Source organism: Bacillus stratosphericus (genome assembly GCF_020524495.1).
Taxonomy (GTDB): domain Bacteria; phylum Bacillota; class Bacilli; order Bacillales; family Bacillaceae; genus Bacillus; species Bacillus stratosphericus_B.
In genome coordinates this window covers 35424-51600 of sequence record NZ_JAIVLB010000016.1, presented here as the reverse complement: position 1 = coordinate 51600, position 16177 = coordinate 35424, and the positions used below count along the sequence as shown (strand labels likewise).

General features: G+C 33.5%; 19 protein-coding genes. 14 read left to right on the top strand and 5 right to left on the bottom strand.

Annotated elements, in window-relative coordinates; genetic code table 11:
• The first annotated feature begins 252 nt into the window (after positions 1–252).
• Positions 253–501, top strand: a complete 249-nt coding sequence (locus LC033_RS08370; protein WP_226567818.1) for a hypothetical protein — start codon at positions 253–255, stop codon at positions 499–501.
• Between the two features lie 34 nt (positions 502–535).
• On the top strand, positions 536–715 hold the full coding sequence (locus LC033_RS08365) for a hypothetical protein (RefSeq protein WP_226567817.1): 180 nt from the start codon (positions 536–538) through the stop codon (positions 713–715).
• A gap of 176 nt (positions 716–891) precedes the next feature.
• Here the strand turns inward: LC033_RS08365 and LC033_RS08360 are convergent, their stop codons facing one another.
• From LC033_RS08360 to LC033_RS08345, 4 genes are read right to left on the bottom strand one after another with little or no spacing between them, the layout of a single operon-like run.
• Positions 892–1548, bottom strand: coding sequence for a Fic/DOC family protein (locus LC033_RS08360; RefSeq protein WP_226567816.1), 657 nt, complete (start codon positions 1546–1548; stop codon positions 892–894).
• Positions 1548–1790, bottom strand: a complete 243-nt coding sequence (locus LC033_RS08355; protein ID WP_226567815.1) for a hypothetical protein — start codon at positions 1788–1790, stop codon at positions 1548–1550. The genes LC033_RS08360 and LC033_RS08355 overlap by 1 nt, the downstream gene beginning before the upstream one ends.
• Positions 1791–1814: 24 nt before the next feature.
• Positions 1815–2183: a hypothetical protein gene (locus tag LC033_RS08350; RefSeq protein WP_226567814.1), complete on the bottom strand. Its 369-nt coding sequence runs from the start codon at positions 2181–2183 to the stop codon at positions 1815–1817.
• A gap of 8 nt (positions 2184–2191) precedes the next feature.
• Entirely contained in the window at positions 2192–3394 is a 1203-nt protein-coding gene (locus LC033_RS08345) for a ParM/StbA family protein (RefSeq protein WP_226567813.1), read from the bottom strand.
• A gap of 571 nt (positions 3395–3965) precedes the next feature.
• Here LC033_RS08345 and LC033_RS08340 point away from each other — a divergent pair.
• The 4 genes from LC033_RS08340 (at position 3966) to LC033_RS08325 (ending at position 8640) form a co-directional block, all read left to right on the top strand.
• Positions 3966–5165, top strand: a complete 1200-nt coding sequence (locus LC033_RS08340) for a hypothetical protein (RefSeq protein ID WP_226567812.1) — start codon at positions 3966–3968, stop codon at positions 5163–5165.
• A 569-nt stretch (positions 5166–5734) separates the two neighbouring features.
• Positions 5735–6703 carry an alpha/beta hydrolase gene (locus tag LC033_RS08335; RefSeq protein WP_226567811.1) on the top strand — a complete coding sequence of 323 codons (969 nt, stop codon included), beginning with the start codon at positions 5735–5737 and terminating at the stop codon, positions 6701–6703.
• A 34-nt stretch (positions 6704–6737) separates the two neighbouring features.
• Positions 6738–8069 (top strand): sensor histidine kinase, encoded by a 1332-nt coding sequence (locus LC033_RS08330; protein ID WP_226567810.1) that lies wholly within the window; start codon positions 6738–6740, stop codon positions 8067–8069.
• Positions 8062–8640: a response regulator transcription factor gene (locus tag LC033_RS08325; protein ID WP_226567809.1), complete on the top strand. Its 579-nt coding sequence runs from the start codon at positions 8062–8064 to the stop codon at positions 8638–8640. Before LC033_RS08330 ends, LC033_RS08325 begins: the two co-directional genes overlap by 8 nt.
• Before the next feature lie 15 nt (positions 8641–8655).
• On the opposite strand, the gene LC033_RS08320 is transcribed toward LC033_RS08325, so the two are convergent.
• Positions 8656–9120, bottom strand: coding sequence for a helix-turn-helix domain-containing protein (locus tag LC033_RS08320; protein WP_226567808.1), 465 nt, complete (start codon positions 9118–9120; stop codon positions 8656–8658).
• A 138-nt stretch (positions 9121–9258) separates the two neighbouring features.
• On the opposite strand from LC033_RS08320, the gene LC033_RS08315 reads away from it, so the two are divergent.
• The 8 genes from LC033_RS08315 (at position 9259) to LC033_RS08280 (ending at position 16173) form a co-directional block, all read left to right on the top strand.
• Positions 9259–9462 (top strand): helix-turn-helix transcriptional regulator, encoded by a 204-nt coding sequence (locus tag LC033_RS08315; RefSeq protein ID WP_226567807.1) that lies wholly within the window; start codon positions 9259–9261, stop codon positions 9460–9462.
• 20 nt (positions 9463–9482) lie between these two features.
• On the top strand, positions 9483–9770 hold the full coding sequence (locus LC033_RS08310; RefSeq protein ID WP_226567806.1) for a hypothetical protein: 288 nt from the start codon (positions 9483–9485) through the stop codon (positions 9768–9770).
• Between the two features lie 346 nt (positions 9771–10116).
• A complete protein-coding gene (locus LC033_RS08305; RefSeq protein ID WP_226567805.1) occupies positions 10117–11151 on the top strand; it encodes a hypothetical protein in 1035 nt (344 codons plus the stop codon).
• Positions 11152–11215: 64 nt separating this feature from the next.
• The gene (locus tag LC033_RS08300; RefSeq protein WP_226567804.1) at positions 11216–13762 is read left to right on the top strand and encodes a thioester domain-containing protein; all 2547 of its coding nucleotides are present in this window, start codon (positions 11216–11218) and stop codon (positions 13760–13762) included.
• Positions 13740–14015: a hypothetical protein gene (locus LC033_RS08295; RefSeq protein ID WP_226567803.1), complete on the top strand. Its 276-nt coding sequence runs from the start codon at positions 13740–13742 to the stop codon at positions 14013–14015. The genes LC033_RS08300 and LC033_RS08295 overlap by 23 nt, the downstream gene beginning before the upstream one ends.
• Before the next feature lie 45 nt (positions 14016–14060).
• On the top strand, positions 14061–14660 hold the full coding sequence (locus LC033_RS08290; RefSeq protein WP_226567802.1) for a hypothetical protein: 600 nt from the start codon (positions 14061–14063) through the stop codon (positions 14658–14660).
• 66 nt (positions 14661–14726) lie between these two features.
• Entirely contained in the window at positions 14727–15371 is a 645-nt protein-coding gene (locus tag LC033_RS08285; protein ID WP_226567801.1) for a hypothetical protein, read from the top strand.
• Complete coding sequence (locus tag LC033_RS08280; RefSeq protein ID WP_226567800.1) at positions 15355–16173, top strand: hypothetical protein; 819 nt, start codon at positions 15355–15357, stop codon at positions 16171–16173. Before LC033_RS08285 ends, LC033_RS08280 begins: the two co-directional genes overlap by 17 nt.
• Positions 16174–16177 lie beyond the last annotated feature (4 nt).

The following is a 16177-nucleotide window of genomic DNA, read 5'->3' as shown; positions in this document are numbered from 1 at the left end:
GAAGGTGTGTATAAGTGCGCCATACTCTCTTCTTTCGTTGGCCTCATTATACCAGATGATAAGTCGATGATACAACATATTAGCGGTGCAAAAATTAGGTTATTTCGAGGTAAGTACCAATAATCTTAGATAAGATGCAAATTAAGATAGAATCATCGAAACAATTAAAGCAAAAAACCGACAAGCCAATATGAATAAATTGAATAAACTATGACACTTTGATAATATAAAAAATAAAAAGGAGAATTATAAATGGCAGCAACTACAATTCAGAAACTTAAAGAGCAACTTGCGCAACATGAGGAGAAACTTAAAAAGGCGCGAGCGAAATTACAGAAAGACATTGGGAAGAAGTTTTTAGATACATTTAATGTCTGGGAAAAAGATCCGAAGGAAATAAATAAACTCATTGTTGATTTACATGCGAAATATGAGATTAATAACGAAACGTCAGAAGGTGAATCTGATGACAACCGAATCGGAAATAGCCCGGCTCAATAAAAAGATCAACAAACTTCAGCAGGAAGCAAAAGCTTTGGAGAAATTTCAAAAGGATAAAAAGAGGCGTGAGTGGACCAAAAGATTAATTGACATTGGCGCGAAGGCTCAATATCACTTTGAATTAAGAGAAAACTCAATTGAAGAAATCGATGAGATATTCGTTCAGTTCTCAGAATATGTGAGATTCAACAAACAAGAAAAGCATATCAAATAAAAAAACTGTGCAGCTGCTTTGCACAGTTTTTTTGATACCCATTTTTAAAATCATTAAATGATTTTTAAGGGAAAACACTCTGATAAGAACAGACTTAATCCACTTCAAACCAGGTGCAATTTTTGCGAGTTTTCTGTATGCAAAAAACCAAGATGAATGTTATCTATCCACCTGGTTTATAGTTCAAGCTGATCCATTGATCTTCTTATTTTTTGACGATAGTCATTCATAAGAGCTTCGTTTGGTTCCTGATTAACAATAACCTTGTTAAACAGGTCTATATATGCTTTTTCATTGATCACAGAACTTTTTGCAGCAGTCATTAACTCTTCTTTATTTACCTTATCCCATTCAATTACGAATCCATTGTAAAGAGCTAACTCTCGAAAAAATTCCCTTTGAGTACGGCCATTGCCTTCTCTAAATGGATGGATCATATTTATTTCAGTCATGTAGTAAGACATTCTCTCAACAAAGGTATCAAACCCTAACCCACTTAATTTTTTCTCTTTTTTTAGCATCTTAAATTGGTCATTAGCATAACTTTTTAGATGTTCAGGTGCTGCAAAATGAGTTGTTCCTTTACTAATGCCCTCATTTCTTAATTTCCCTGCAAATGGGTATATCTCCTTAAAGATAAATTTGTGGATTTTCTGTAAGTGACCCAGATCAAAGCCGCCTGCAATTGGATTCTCTTGCAGCTTAAATAATTGTTTTGAAACAAGTCTTTTCTCGCTTAGTTCCAATTTACTCAGATCTTTAATGTCATATAAGTTTTTTAAAACATCAGTTCCTGGATAACAGTACATTGAAGTATGTTGATAGCGATTCATTATTTTTGAACGGACCTTTTATTGTATTCCTCTTCAGTTATCTCACCAGTAAACCACTTTTTCAAGAGATCCTTATCTTTATTATCTAATGATAAACCTTCGAATCCCATCGTGGCATTAACTTCATTGAAGTACTTATTAAATCGTTTCATCTGGTCTGCTAAAATATCGGCAGCCCTTTTTGTTGTTGCATAATTCATTCCTAAAGAGTTACGAACCAAGAATGGTTTTCTATTTTGCATATGAAAGTCCCCTTCTTTTAAAGTTTATTTAAAAAATTCATTATCATTGTCAATAGCATTTAGAATATCATCAGCATCAGTTGATTTAATAGAGTCATCGACATATGGATCTTTGTCGATAACTCTATTATGTGGAACAGAACCAGAATTTTTATCCTGGCCAGCAATTTCTATGTTTCTATTCCCTTGTTTTAGCTTATGCAGCACTTCTTGAACTTCAAAGTTGTTTATGTCTTGATAGCCGAAAATTTTTATCAAATTTTCGACCATAATAGTTAAAGATTGGTTCACGTTCTTTTGAGAATCACACCAAGCATTTAATCTCTCAGTTAACTCAGGGTCACTTTTTTCAATACGCCAAGTAACTACTTTCCTATTTTTTTTCCTTTTCATTTTATCACCTATTTTTTGTTTTTAGAGAACACTGTTCTGTTCAGGATATCCAATCCTCTTACATTTAAATTTACTGCGAGTTCTTTAGGGACCCACAATAATTTTGAATTGATTGTTTCGGCATATTCTCTTAAAGATTCTTCTAGATATTCTCTAAACTGAATACTTCCTCCACCATAAACCGCAATAAGATCAACTGTGTTACCAGCCTTATTTTGGATTTTCTCAAATGTATCTTCTAAAATTTCATTCGCCTGTGTTCCTTTAGCAGCTTCTAGTGCATTGAAAGCCTCTGAATGAAGATTGTGCGATTCATCTTTAATGATTTCCATAAAGCTCTGTCTCGATGTTTTAAATGATCCTTGAAGTATTTCGTTTAACATGATTACTGCATCTTCAGTTGCGTGACCTACTCCTCTTCTCTCACCGTCACAAGCATCAATTACAGGATTAACCCCATTGGTATAAATATACTCAGTTGTACCATCACCAATATCAACATGGAAAATTTTCATTTTGAGAAGGTCTTTGGGTTTCATTTCCTCAGAGTACACTTCATTGAATTTGTCAAAAAGGCCAACTTTTCTTTGGTCATTGTCTTCGCCATCAGCTACCATTGCAAAAATTGCCGGTACACCCTCTTGTGTGATCTTAGTTCTTTTAAAATTAATTCCTACCATGACTCTCTTATCGCCTAAATGAACAACAACTGTGTGGTCGCCAGATGCTAAACGTTTCTCGAATTCTTTAGCCTTCTCAAAGGTAAATTCTGATGCAGGAATTGCTGAAGCAAAGTCGCAATCAATTTGATAAGAACTGTCTAGTGAACCCTTTAATTCAAATTCATCTTTAACAATTTTCCTTGCGATCATGGACAAGATCATAATTACTGGAATGTCATGTTTATGCTTATTCCCTAGTTTAATGTTCATATTTTGAACTTTGTTCATATCTGTTTGCATCGCTTTTTTTCCAATCACATACAAACCATCACTGTGAGTTTTCAAAGCATTACTTGTTATATGAACAATTAAGTTCTCATCTAAATTAATTACATTCTTTTTTAAATTAGTTTCAGCAATTTGCGGACTCTTTATAAGTTTTCTAATCACTGAAGGTTGATGAAAACATTCTGACCCTTCCATCCCCTCATACCTGGCGATCATTTTAGTTTCACTATTGCCGATATCGGCTGCTACTGTTATTTTCATTTGCGTACCTCCGAAATTTTTTTCTTTCTAATTCTATTATATACGATTTTCCTTTTCATTACAAGTTCATTACAAATTAATGCATAAGTAATGAAAATTTATTATGTTCTTGAATTGATTTGATCATTTCAATCTCTTTGAGCACTATATTTGCATCACAAATGCACTATAAATGAATTAAAAAATCATGCAGAAGTAATGCACGCTTTAATAATACAGAATATTCAATCTTTTTAGACCTTATTGGTAATCCATCCTTGTCTTGCAGTTATGTGAAAATGTTGGTATACTTGGTTTAACAAATTATGAACGAAACAAAAAAGACTTCCGCCGTCTAAGTAGTGCTGCCAACACTCTTAGATGGTTCCCCCTAAATACGGTAGGGAAAACACTGACAGTAGTCTTGTTTGACTTTGTTTCTTCCTATATATATATTACAATATAGGAATGAAAAAGTCAAAGATAATTACTGTTAAAATGTCTGTTTTGCGTTTTTATTTCAGGATGCAGAAGACGAGTTTTCCTTTTTTCTAGGGACTCGTCTTTTTTGTTCTGAAAGGAACGATAGTTAATGACCTCTAGTAACCAATCAACTTCAATCAAACCCCAAAATTTCACAATTGATGGAATCAAATTTTTCAAGGCCCATCTTGATAAATTAAGACTTGATTCTACATCAACGGAAAACCCTGTGACCACATCTGAAGTATCATTATTTATGATATTACATTTGTACACAGATGAAATGGGGCAGATCCGTTCATTCACAAAAGATCCATCTATAAGTGAAAGAAAACAACTCTGCATATCAAATATCTCAACTGATCATGACTTAACCTATGAAACTGTCAAAAAAGCATTTGACACTCTAATAAGTAAAAATTATGTGAAAGAAGTGTACACCGAGACAGGCGTTCATTACGAAATAGTAGATTACGCTCTTTATAATCAACAATTAGAAAACAACAAAGGACTCTTTGAAAAGGGGAAAAGCAGTTATTTTCGAATTCCAAAGGCTCTTTTCCTTGAAAAGATTTTCGGCTCCTTAATTAAACATCGTTATCATACTGGACCAATATTTTTGTTAGAACTATGTCAATATTTCACTGTCCAAATAGGTACAAACCGTAAATATACTACTGATATCAACAAGGTAACTGGCGAAAGAACTATGAATTTTTTAAAGAAGACTTTAAGAACAAACGCAAAACGCGTAAGACAATTCCTTGGCCTTATTAACCGAATCTTTAAATTTGAACCAGTAAATACAAAAGTTAAAAAACCAGTGAATCGTTTCACACGTAAAAGAAGCTTCACTCAGGTATGTATTGATAAGTTCAAGTTTCATTTAAATGGTAATTGCTTTAAAGAGAATGAACTTAACCTAACTACTGAAGCTTTTTCACGTTCAAAAAAAGAAATTGATGCACGCGTTAAATATGCACAAATTCCTTTGAAATGGCGAGAAATGCAGGACATCTACAAGTCAATCAGTCGTGTCGTAAACCTTTCGCAGCACTTATCAATCGTTCAAAAGGAGCAAAAGGTCCTTAATTTTGCTTTATCTAAAGTCTCAGATACTTTAGAAGAATTACATAAAAATGATGGATTAAAAACAATTAAATCTGTTGGCGCATTTGTTAATAAAATGTTTTCTAATGCTTTTGATGAGTTTGTCCAAAACTTTATAAAGGTTGATGAAAGAATAGACATTATGGATGCTTATCATAGAAAGTACGGTGAATATCCTCTATTTATAAATAGGGAATAATTAAAATTGAATAGAATAATGAAAATAACCTTTCGAAAAAAATCATATCTGAAAGGTTATTTGTCGTGCAATTAGATTGAGTCGTTATTAGATCCTGCTTCTCAAAAGAGGGAAGGGGTTCTTTTTTTTTCTATTAATCCTATTTAATTGAATATGTGTAAAATATAAACATTGTATTTCAAGATATCTTAGACTCCCTAAATGTATTTAGCCATATGTGAATATCAGAATACAGTAATTATGATTATGTGAATTGTTAACAAGGTATTCTTTGTTATGTGAGTTTGTTAATTGTGGATTTGAATGAATCTATAAAAACTCTCAAACTACTGATATATATGCTTTTACAAGGACTTTTATGATTTCCCTTATATTTTTTTGTTTTTTTATTATTCTTGTTTTTCTTTATATTAATTGTTCTTTTAAAGTTGATTGTTTCTTAACATAGGATTGGCTTATGAATCAGATATCATTCATCATTTTTTTATTTAATCAATTTCCAAAAAAATAAGCTTTTTATGCTAAAATATTCGTATAGTAATAATTCGACATTAAAGGAGATAATTCTTTTGAAGCTTTTAAAAGTTATAGACTACGGTGCATTAATTGATATGCACAGGACAAAAAGCAAGGTGAGTCATTTTAATAATTCACCGATCAAAGTAGGTAATAGGGACCATTTTTTTAGTTTGCAACCAATAAATTTAGCATTTCATATTGATAACCATACTTCAAACCTAGAGAGTGGAACATTTTCTTTTAATTCAAGCATTAGATCTGGGGATGACAAGAATGACAAGGTTACTGGTGAAGTGTTTTTACGAAAAGACTCTAAACACAAGCCTAATGTTATCTTTGTACATGGGTGGCGCATGGATTCATACGATAGAATCAAGAAGATTTATCACGATAGGATCATTAAAAATTATGACTGGAACATGTATTACTACACGTTGCCTTACCATTTTGATAGGGAACCTCAAGCTTCAACATATTCTGGTGAACGCATGATTAGTGCCAATATAAATCGAACAGTGCAATCTTCCCAGCAGGCAATTGTTGAACTTAGGGGACTGATTAAGTGGATTAAGGAAATTAAGGGTGGGGAAATAATCGTTATCGGTATTAGTTTAGGTGGATGGTTAACAAATTTATTAGCAACTGTCGAAAAAGAAGTCGATATTGTTGTATCAGCTTTTTATGCTAACAATATCGCGCATTCCATTTGGAACACTCTTCCTGGGAAGTATATACGAAGAGATCTGGAGGAACATGGGACAACCTATGAGGAACTCAACAAAGCTTGGGACATTATGAATCCAAGTAAAGCAGAACTTCTCGTAGATAAAGAAAATGTACTCTTAATATCAGGGAAATATGACATGTATATCGACATAAACGATGCTGATATTCTTTGGAATAGTTGGGGAAAACCTAAAAGACACATATACAGTTGTGGACATTCTGGAATTGTACTCTCTAGAAAAAGAATAGCAGCTGACACACTTCAATTTATTGAAAGTAGGCTAGAAAAATAAAATGATGTTCATCCTAACTGCATTGTTGTGGGCCATGAGCTTAGTTCTGTTCCTTACCTATCCTGAGAATGAAAAAACAAGATGGGGGAGCTTTATTGGTTTCTTTGGTGGCTTTGGTGGTTTAAGTGTTATTTTGTCGTATTACTTGGATGGATCATCTAGCCAGTTGCAGCTGATTCATTACATTTCATCATCGTTAGGACACTATGGAACAGCATATGCAATTATGATTTTCGGCCTTGTGTTCTCAGAAATAATATCAAGTAAAAAGAGAAGTATCATTTGGAAACTAATCCTGTTCATACCCGTAATCATTATGCAAATTTATTTTACGGAATATCCTATATGGCAAACACATCATGTAGTTCTTTCATTATGGGTCGTACCATATGTCTTTATTTCATTAGGATTGATGGTTTATGCAGCATATGCCGAAAAGAATATAACAAGCAAAAGACAAAAAATTTACGCTTGTCTAGTTGTTGTGCCTACCATACTATTCGCGGTATTCACCAATATAATCTTAGAAGCCTTTGGCATATTTGGTGTATGGATGCTAAACCCTTGGATAATTGCCATTGCTTTTGTATTATTTGTTTATTTTATAATCAAATATGGCTTTCTGGGCGTACAAATAAAGTTTGAAAAACAAAGACGAGACTTAACCATGAAGGCAGTAACATCCGGTACTGCCTTATTAAATCATTCAATTAAAAATGAAGTTGCCAAAATAGATCTTCTTGCATATGACCTTAAAGAGACAAAATTTGGAGAAAAACAGGAATCAGTTGATATGATCTTAAAATCGGCCAATCACTTGTTTGAGTTGTCGAGTCGTATTCAAAGTAAACTTGATATTATGGAATTAAAGGAAACAGAATTTAGTGTTATAGATCTTGTTAATTCAAGTGTTGAATTACTTCAGCCACAGATCAGTGCTGTGAATTTGAGAAAAATATTTGAAGTGGATGCTATTATCTATGCAGATCCAATTCACCTACAAGAAACCCTATTAAATCTAATGAAAAATGCGATGGAAGCAATGGGGGATGATCAGCAGATGAAAATCAGAGTTTATCAAGTTCGTCGTAATTTACATATTGATGTCGCTGATAATGGAAAGGGCGTTGATAAAGAAATGCAGTCCAAAATATTAGATCCATTTTTCTCTACAAAAAAGAAGGTTGGAAATTTTGGTCTTGGTTTAACCTATTGTTATAACGTCATGACAAAACACAACGGCAGCATAAAAGTAAACAGCCAACTAGGAGAGGGAACAACTATAACCTTAACTATCCCTAGAAACAGGGTTATTGATTTAAAATCAATTTCGAAAAAAGAAATAGCTGGTGAATGCTATGGATAATATGATAAAGATTATGATTGTTGAAGATGATCCAGTATGGATGAAGGGTATCAGCGACTTACTTTCTAAAGAAAAAGATCTAATCGTTGTAAAAAAAGCCTTTACAAAAGAAGAAGCATTGCAAATGGAAAATCATGAAATTGATATTGTATTAATGGATTTAACACTTTCTGAAGATGAGGAATTGGGTGGGCTGAATCTATCAAAAGAGATGGTTGAGAGAGGTTTCCAAAAGATCATCATGCTTACATCTTGGGAAGAGCCAGCAATAATTCTAGAATCATTTGATCAAGGAGCAATAAATTATATTAACAAGTCAGCCTACAAAGATATTCCCAAGTTTATTAGAGAAGCTTTTATGGACAAAGTTACATTCAATGCTGATGTTTCAAGCCTGTTGATTAATGAGTTGCGTATAGAGAGAAAAGCCAGCATATTAACTCCGGCCGAAAGAGAGGTTTATAAATTAAAAGAAAAAGGGTTAACAAGAGGGCAGATCGCAGAACATTTGTTTAAATCGGTCGAAACAATAAAAAAACAGTTGAAGACGATAAAGGAGAAACTTAAATAAAGGGGGGGTATAAAATTAACCCTCCCTTTTTGTTTTACCATCTTGTAAAGTAATATTCGTAATAGAATTTAAAAATCCCCTCAATAAGTCACGTTCCTTATCACTTAATTCGTTGAAGGATTGTATGAGGGGGACAATATTATTCATATGTGAAAGAACATTAGTAGACAAAAATGATTGGATAAACTCTATTTCGCCACCTGACAATTGATTAAGTACATGCATAAGCTTTCCATTATTCTGGGCACTATCATCAATTTCAGGGAAGAGAGATTTAGGCAGAACTTCATACAATGTAATATTTAAAGCTTTGCAAATTTTAATCAGTGTCTCGATGTTTGGTGAGGAAGTCCCCCTTTCAATTTTACTTATAGAGGATTGGGAGACTCCTGAAAGGCGAGAGAGTTCAGTAGATGATATCTTTAACGCTTGCCTATTTTTGAGAATATTTCTTCCTATTTCATTTCGTAATACGTTCATAAGATCCACGCACCAATGCTTGTTATTTATTTAATAATAGCAGAAAAAGGTGAGATATTTTAATTTCTGATAAATATTCCTTAGAGAATAAAAAGTGTTGAAAAATTATTCCGATAGTAATATAATAACCCTAAGGAGGTGAAAACAATAAAGAACATCGTTAAAGAAAAAAGAAAAGAAAAAGGGTGGACCCAGTTTCAGTTGGCAGCAGTATCTGGGGTTTCACAAGCAACCATCTCTAAAATTGAGAATGGAGACTATAATAAATCCTCTCTTGCTGTGATGATGAAAATCGCACTACCATTAGGATTAAAGACAGAGGATTTAACAGAAAATTTATAAACGGTGGTGCAACATCTAATATGAAAAAGGCGCAAAAAATGTCAGAAGAAAAAATGGTTAGATTTGAATTTGTTGATCTGGCTAATACAGTGACGATTAAAACCTTTAATAAAAAGATTTATGTTCTTAAATCAAGTTTATTTGTTCAAAATGTCCATAATAATCAAATCTTAAGATTTCATGAAATTTATTATGATATAAGAACAGTAAGAACAATTGATGGCAAAGTTCTTGCTAAACGCAAGAATAGAAATAGTGAACTGGTTAAGGTTGGCAGGTCAAGACCAGTAAGTAATAGAGCAAGTTAGATTATATTGTTTTATTAGAATGATCCTTGAAAAAAAAATTATGCGTGGTACTTGGTCGAAGATCACCAACCAAGTTAACTATACGACTAATCTAGTTAGTGGGGAGAAGCTTAAAATCCACTTGTGATCCAAATTCGTGACTGAGGTTTTCTATTTATGATGGGAAATCCAAGGTTGTTGGTACATGCCAAAAACCAACATTATAAAAAGGGATAATACGAATAAATATGGAAGTTATACTTCTTGTACCATATAATGTATTTTAAGTTGGTTTCCATATTTAATTGTAGCATCTAGAGTCTTTTATTACGGGAAAAATGACGATAATATAAAAGGGGGATTTACAATGAAAAAGAAAATTATTGCTGGAATTGCAATAGCGACTATTACTGTAGGCGGTTTAGGCGGATCTTATGTATACAATAAGCAAGCAGAAGCCAAAGAACTTGCTAAAGTTGAAGCCAAAGAATCTAATCATTTTAAAGAAGCTATTGCTGCTGTACGTAACTTAAACAAAAGTTTGAATGAAAAGAATCTTTTGGATGCTACGGAGAAAACGGAGTTAGTCACCGACAAGACGAAAAAAAAATCTTTGTTTGCTGAAATTGCACAAGCAGATAGTAAAATGAAATACTCAAAAGAATTAGATAGTGTATCTAACAAAAAAGGTGTTCTTAAATCAGGTGTTACAAAGAAACAAATTAGTTCCCTGGAAAAAGCACTTGCTGCTATCAATGATAAGAATTTTGTTAAGAAAGAAACTAAATTCTTAAAAAGTCTATCTGAACAGCAAAAAGCACTCGAAAAATCAACTAAAGCTTTAAAAGGCGTGAAATCTGAAAAGGATATTGATCTTGTTAAAAAGGAAATCAGCAAAATTAAGAATCTAAAATTAAAGAAAGAAATGCAAGAGGAATTAGCAAACCTTGAAAAAAATCATGCCAAATCAACAACTAAAGTTGAAAATAAAAACATTGTGACTAGCAACGAGAAAAATAATCAAGGTGTAACAGGAAAAAGCGAAGTTCAAACTCACAGCAGCAATAAAAAAGTAAATAACAATAATAATTACTCTTCTTCTGTGGGTGGTACCAATCAAAGTTCTAAGGACCAAAAGAGCTATAATCAAAAATTAAATAATTCAACAGGTTACAAAAGAAATAATTCCAATAATTCAGGTGTAACTACTAAACCAAAATCAAGCGCAAAACCTAAACCAAAGCCAAAAAACAATGGAGGAACCACTACATCTGGTATTAAAACAGGTGAAGGAAATATCAAGAATCATGGTGGTAGTGGGGAGTCGGGCGCAACATACAAAAAATATAAATTTGATATGAATGATCTTGATGGTGTGCCATGGGACAAATTGAATAAATAAAAGTGATCAAAAGGCATTCTAAAATGGATGCCTTTTTTATTTTGAAAAAATGAGAGGTGTCGAAATGAAAAATAAAGCGTCGCTAGGAAAACGAAAACTTTTAACGGTAATTGTAATCATGCTTTTGAGTATGATTACAGGATATTTACCTTCTTCTCACACAGAAGGTGAAGGAATAAAGACTTTTGGGATTAATCATGATGGATTCCTAGAAATGAATGACGAAGTTCTCTATATGCTAGTTGATGGGGAACGTGTCAAAGCAACGCTTAACGGATTGATTGAAAAAGGAGATACAAATCAAGAACTATTAATGGAAAGCGACCTTGATCATAAACAAGGGGTGATTGCTTCCATTTTTTCTTTTTTAAAGCCAGTCAAAGCGAAGGCAGCGGCTCCCAAAATTGAATATAAAGGAGCGATCTCTTATCGTGGTTCAATTGTAGGAGACTTTAGAGTAGATGGGAAACAGGCTTATTGTTTTCAACATTCTAAAGCGTCACCGCCGACAGGTTCTAAGTATAAAGAGCCAACACCGTATGACGACGAGAGAGTACAAAGGGCATTGTACTATGGGTGGGGAGGAGATGAAAATATATTCAAAGACAAAAAAGAGGGTGTTGTTACTACATCTTTGATTTTAGATCGATTATATTCTGGTGGTAGTTCTGGAAAGAGCCTTCCGAATTATGACAAACTATGGGATTTGGTTGTAAATGGTGAAAGTTTAGATAGAAGTATAAAATTTAGTGATAGGGATTTAAATGTAAGCGTAAAGGGGAATAAACAAGTTTCACAAACGACTACTTTTAAGACATCTGAAAAGAATCATACTCTAATTAAAGTTCCTTCAGGTATCACAATTGTGAATGAATCTACAGGTAAAAAAATAACAGGTGGACCAATGAAAGTACATGGGGGGCAAAAAATTCATTTAGAAGCACCTTTAGACAAGGCGTTAAATTATAATACGGGTGATTTAAAAAGTGGCTTGAAGATTTTTCGACCACTGATTGCGATTCCTAATGGTGGGAATTATCAAGTATTAGGGTTTGGAGAACTGTTTACAGACCCAAACAATACTACTTCATTCAAAGCAAAATTTGAAGTTAGACAAAAGAAAATTACAGTGCAGCATATCGATAAACACAACAACAACCTTCTAAAAGAAGAGAAATACACAAGGAATATTGGTACAGAATATTCCTTTGATCCGAAAAGCTCTATCACCGACAACGGTGACAAGTACATTCCTGTTGATAAAAAGACAAAAAAAGGGGTGCTGGGTAATAAGGACGTGACAGTAAAGTTTTATTACAACTTGCAGCGTAAAGTGACAGTCAAGCATGTTGATGCAAGGGATGATCGCGTTATTAAAACTGAGTCAGACTTGTATGTAAGGGGCTCAAAATATAGTTACAAACCGAAGAAGGATTTAAAGAAAGGTGATTACACTTATCGACCAGTTTCCACTACCGTCCAAAAAGGGGAGATCGGAAGCAAAGATATTGTAATCACTTTTTATTATGACGTGCCTCTGATCAAGGCCAGTATGAAGAAGATCCAGATATACACTGAGCTTGCATCTAAGGGGCTGCCAGTGAAGATTAACCTTGATAGGGTCAATGTATACCCTGATAGCGTAAATGACATGAGTAAGGAAAAAATCAAGCTTTCCATCTATCAAGGGAAAAAGGTAGTGGCAACAAAGGAATATACGGCAAAGAGCTTGCCAACTAAAACAGAAATGAAAATTCCGGCAACGGATCTTGTAGTAAATAAGAAAAAGGCGTATACAGTGAAGCTCGAAGGCTTTAACAAGAATGCTTTTGATATTGCTACTAAGACTGCTGCGCTTACAACAGACGGATATGCAGCCAGCCAGAAGAAAGTTACAGTGAATGCGGCCAACGCGACTAGCCTTGAATATAAAGGCGTGGTCATGACAGAAAGAGAAATCAACAAGGACATGAAGCTTTATTATGAAACACTTTCTATTCCTCTAAAACCCTTGTCAAAAATGCGAACAGGCTATGGTTTTGAAATGCCAGTGAACATCAATTATAAAAATGAGATCAGTACATGGTCCGATGACGTGGAATTATTGATGAAAACACCAACATCTATCGTTGACAAGAGTTATATTGATTATCCAGTTAAAAATAAGATCGCGTCTGTTCCCTTAGAAAAAACTAAAGGTGCAGCCACTAAAAGTGGGAATAGTACAACGATCTCTAACACCTACGAATTACAGCATGTCAATGTTGAAAAACAAACAGGTTCATTGTTTACAGATGAACAGGTACGGAAGAAAGATAAACGTATCAAACACGAATTAATAAATGGAGAAAGGAAGTTTTACCTTCCAATTTGGGGTGACATCGGTGATTACAAGTTTACCTTTGAATCAACTAAAGCGATTGGCGTGAACCAGGTGAGTTTTGTTGTGAACCATAACCTCAATGTTTATGCTCATATGATCGCGCATATGGACTCCAAGAGCATCAAGGAAGATGCTGTGTTAATGAAGCCAATTAGCTTAGACAATCCTTTTCCTGAAGGGTTGCCGAAAGGGTGGACAAGCAAAGATGAACAATGGATCAAAAAGTAATGAGAATCAACTTTTGAATATGGTTCAGTCAATATATCATGATATGGAGAAAATCGGCTCTCCTGGTGCACACTATAACATCTTTGGTGCATTAGGAAAAAAGGGTGTTACTGTCTGTGTCTCTGTATACAACCAAGTTAAACCAGACCATTTGATATTGTCGGATCTTATTGAATGGCTAGAATCAAAAAAAAATACTGATGTTCTAAAAAAAATTGAAGTTTTAGCCGAAGATTTAACGTTTCAAGACTAAACCATACAGTATCAAAAAAAAGATAAAGAGAAGGGTTGGGTATATATGAAAAGGGTGCATGAGATTAAACCAGAAATACCATTTAATGGTTTCTTTGATCCAAAAAGAGAAATACCTGATAGAAATAAAATTATTTTAGGAACATCCGGCAGTGGTAAGGGCTATCATTTATTCCCGAAACAACACTTGTTGTTTCATGGTGTAATTGGTAAAACAACTAAATTAAAATTATGTTTGCTGAATGATACCGATGATTTTAAACTAATTATCAATCCTCTTGATGAATATACAGATGAAATAGCTGTTTTAAAAGAAAGGGGATATAAAATATTAAATGGTCATCATGATGAACGTGAGCTTAATGATCATTTGATAAAAGCTGTTCAAAAGAATACAATGTTACATCTAAGTTTGCTGGATCATGACTTTTATGAAAAATTACAGATGCTAGTTTTTAAGATGCACCAAAAAGCGTTTGCTGAAAAAATCAAAATGAATGTATTTATCGATGATCAATATCGAGTGGTAAATAGCATGCCAATTGAAGTTATGCCTTCTGAGATTACAAAAATTCATGCAGCTGTATCAGACATCAATAGGCTAGATCAGGCGAAATACGCTAATTTTATTCCAATTGAATGCTAATTGAAAGACCAAGGAGCCTAAATATAGGCCCTTTTTCTATTATAAAAGAGAAGGGTTGGAGTTATTTTGAAAACATCAGGCCATATTAAAAATTATATGAAAAAGATTCGTGAGAACTTCCCAGGAACATCATTCAATCAAATTGACAGTGAATTAGATGTAAATGAAATTACAAACGTTATAGTTGGAACTAAAAATCCTTATGTAAAAAAGGATGCCTTTTTTGAACAAGAGTCAATGCTTTTAAAATCACTTCTTTTTCTGTTCACTAGTGAGTTCTCTTCTGAGGATCAGAATGTTCATAGTTTATTGGAATTTTTAAAACAAACTACATCAGAAAATGTCATCAGTCTTGATCAAAAAATCATGACTTTACACAAAGGGCATCCAGCCAGAGATCTTTATGAAAAATGTATTCTTAATCTTGGTCAAGTTACGAAATCAGCATTAGTATATGGACTTATCTCAAAAATCAACTCATATTTGAATACAAAGACGTTTGAAGTTGAATTAGACATAACGCAGCACTTCACAACAACAGTTACGGTGACAGGAGACTTTGAGGGTGTAAATGATCCAGATCTGGATGAAGCAGCGCAGCAAGCAGCTGATCGTATGGCTCATGATGATTGGAATTGGGAAGAAACTGAATTTAAAATTAGAAATGCTAAGTTGATAGAAGAGTCGATTGAAAGTGGAACAAATGGATAATGAATCAATTAAATCATTAGATAGCAAAGTGCAGGATAGACCATTAGATGCAAGATTGATTAATTGGTCCTCAGAGGAGAACAGTAATTACTATAAACGAGTTAAGGTCTTTCTAGAGAAGGAAGGTTACGAGATTATTGAAAGGTATGATCACTGTCAGCTTCCCTTAAATTCGCAATATCAGGTTATAGATTGTTATTTGGAGGAAAAATATCCATTTGAGTCTTGCACATACACCGTTAGCGAACTGAAAGTAGATAGAAAGAAACGAATTTTCGTTCCAATGTTTACTGATCAAAGTGATTTCACAAAATCTATTCTATTAGCCAGAGCATACGTGAATAGTCAAGCGAAAAATTGGTTTCAAAAAAGAAAAGTGTGGTTAATTACTAGAGAATTACTTCAGGATCTTGAAGTTTTAGATCAAAGAGAAGAGAATACAAGAAAAAACTTATTTGAGAAATTGTTTAAACCAAAGTTCAAATATGACAAATGGTATGAACGGTTTAAGACTCTAAAGCACCTATGGCGAAAAGCCACGTTTAACAAACAATTTAAGCAGTTTAAAAAGGACATGGGCCAACCACTGAGAAAATGCCTAATTGTCCTTTTTTTATATCCTTTTATTGGTTCTTTAACAGTTTTAAGCAAAGAGGGTGTATTCATTCCTTTCATGGAAGAAATCGAAATACAGGACACCACAAAGATATGGATACTAGTAACACAGTTACTATTTATCTACTGGTTAATGAAATTGGCATTGATGTCAATGCATACCACTAAATCGAACCAAAATAATTAAACTT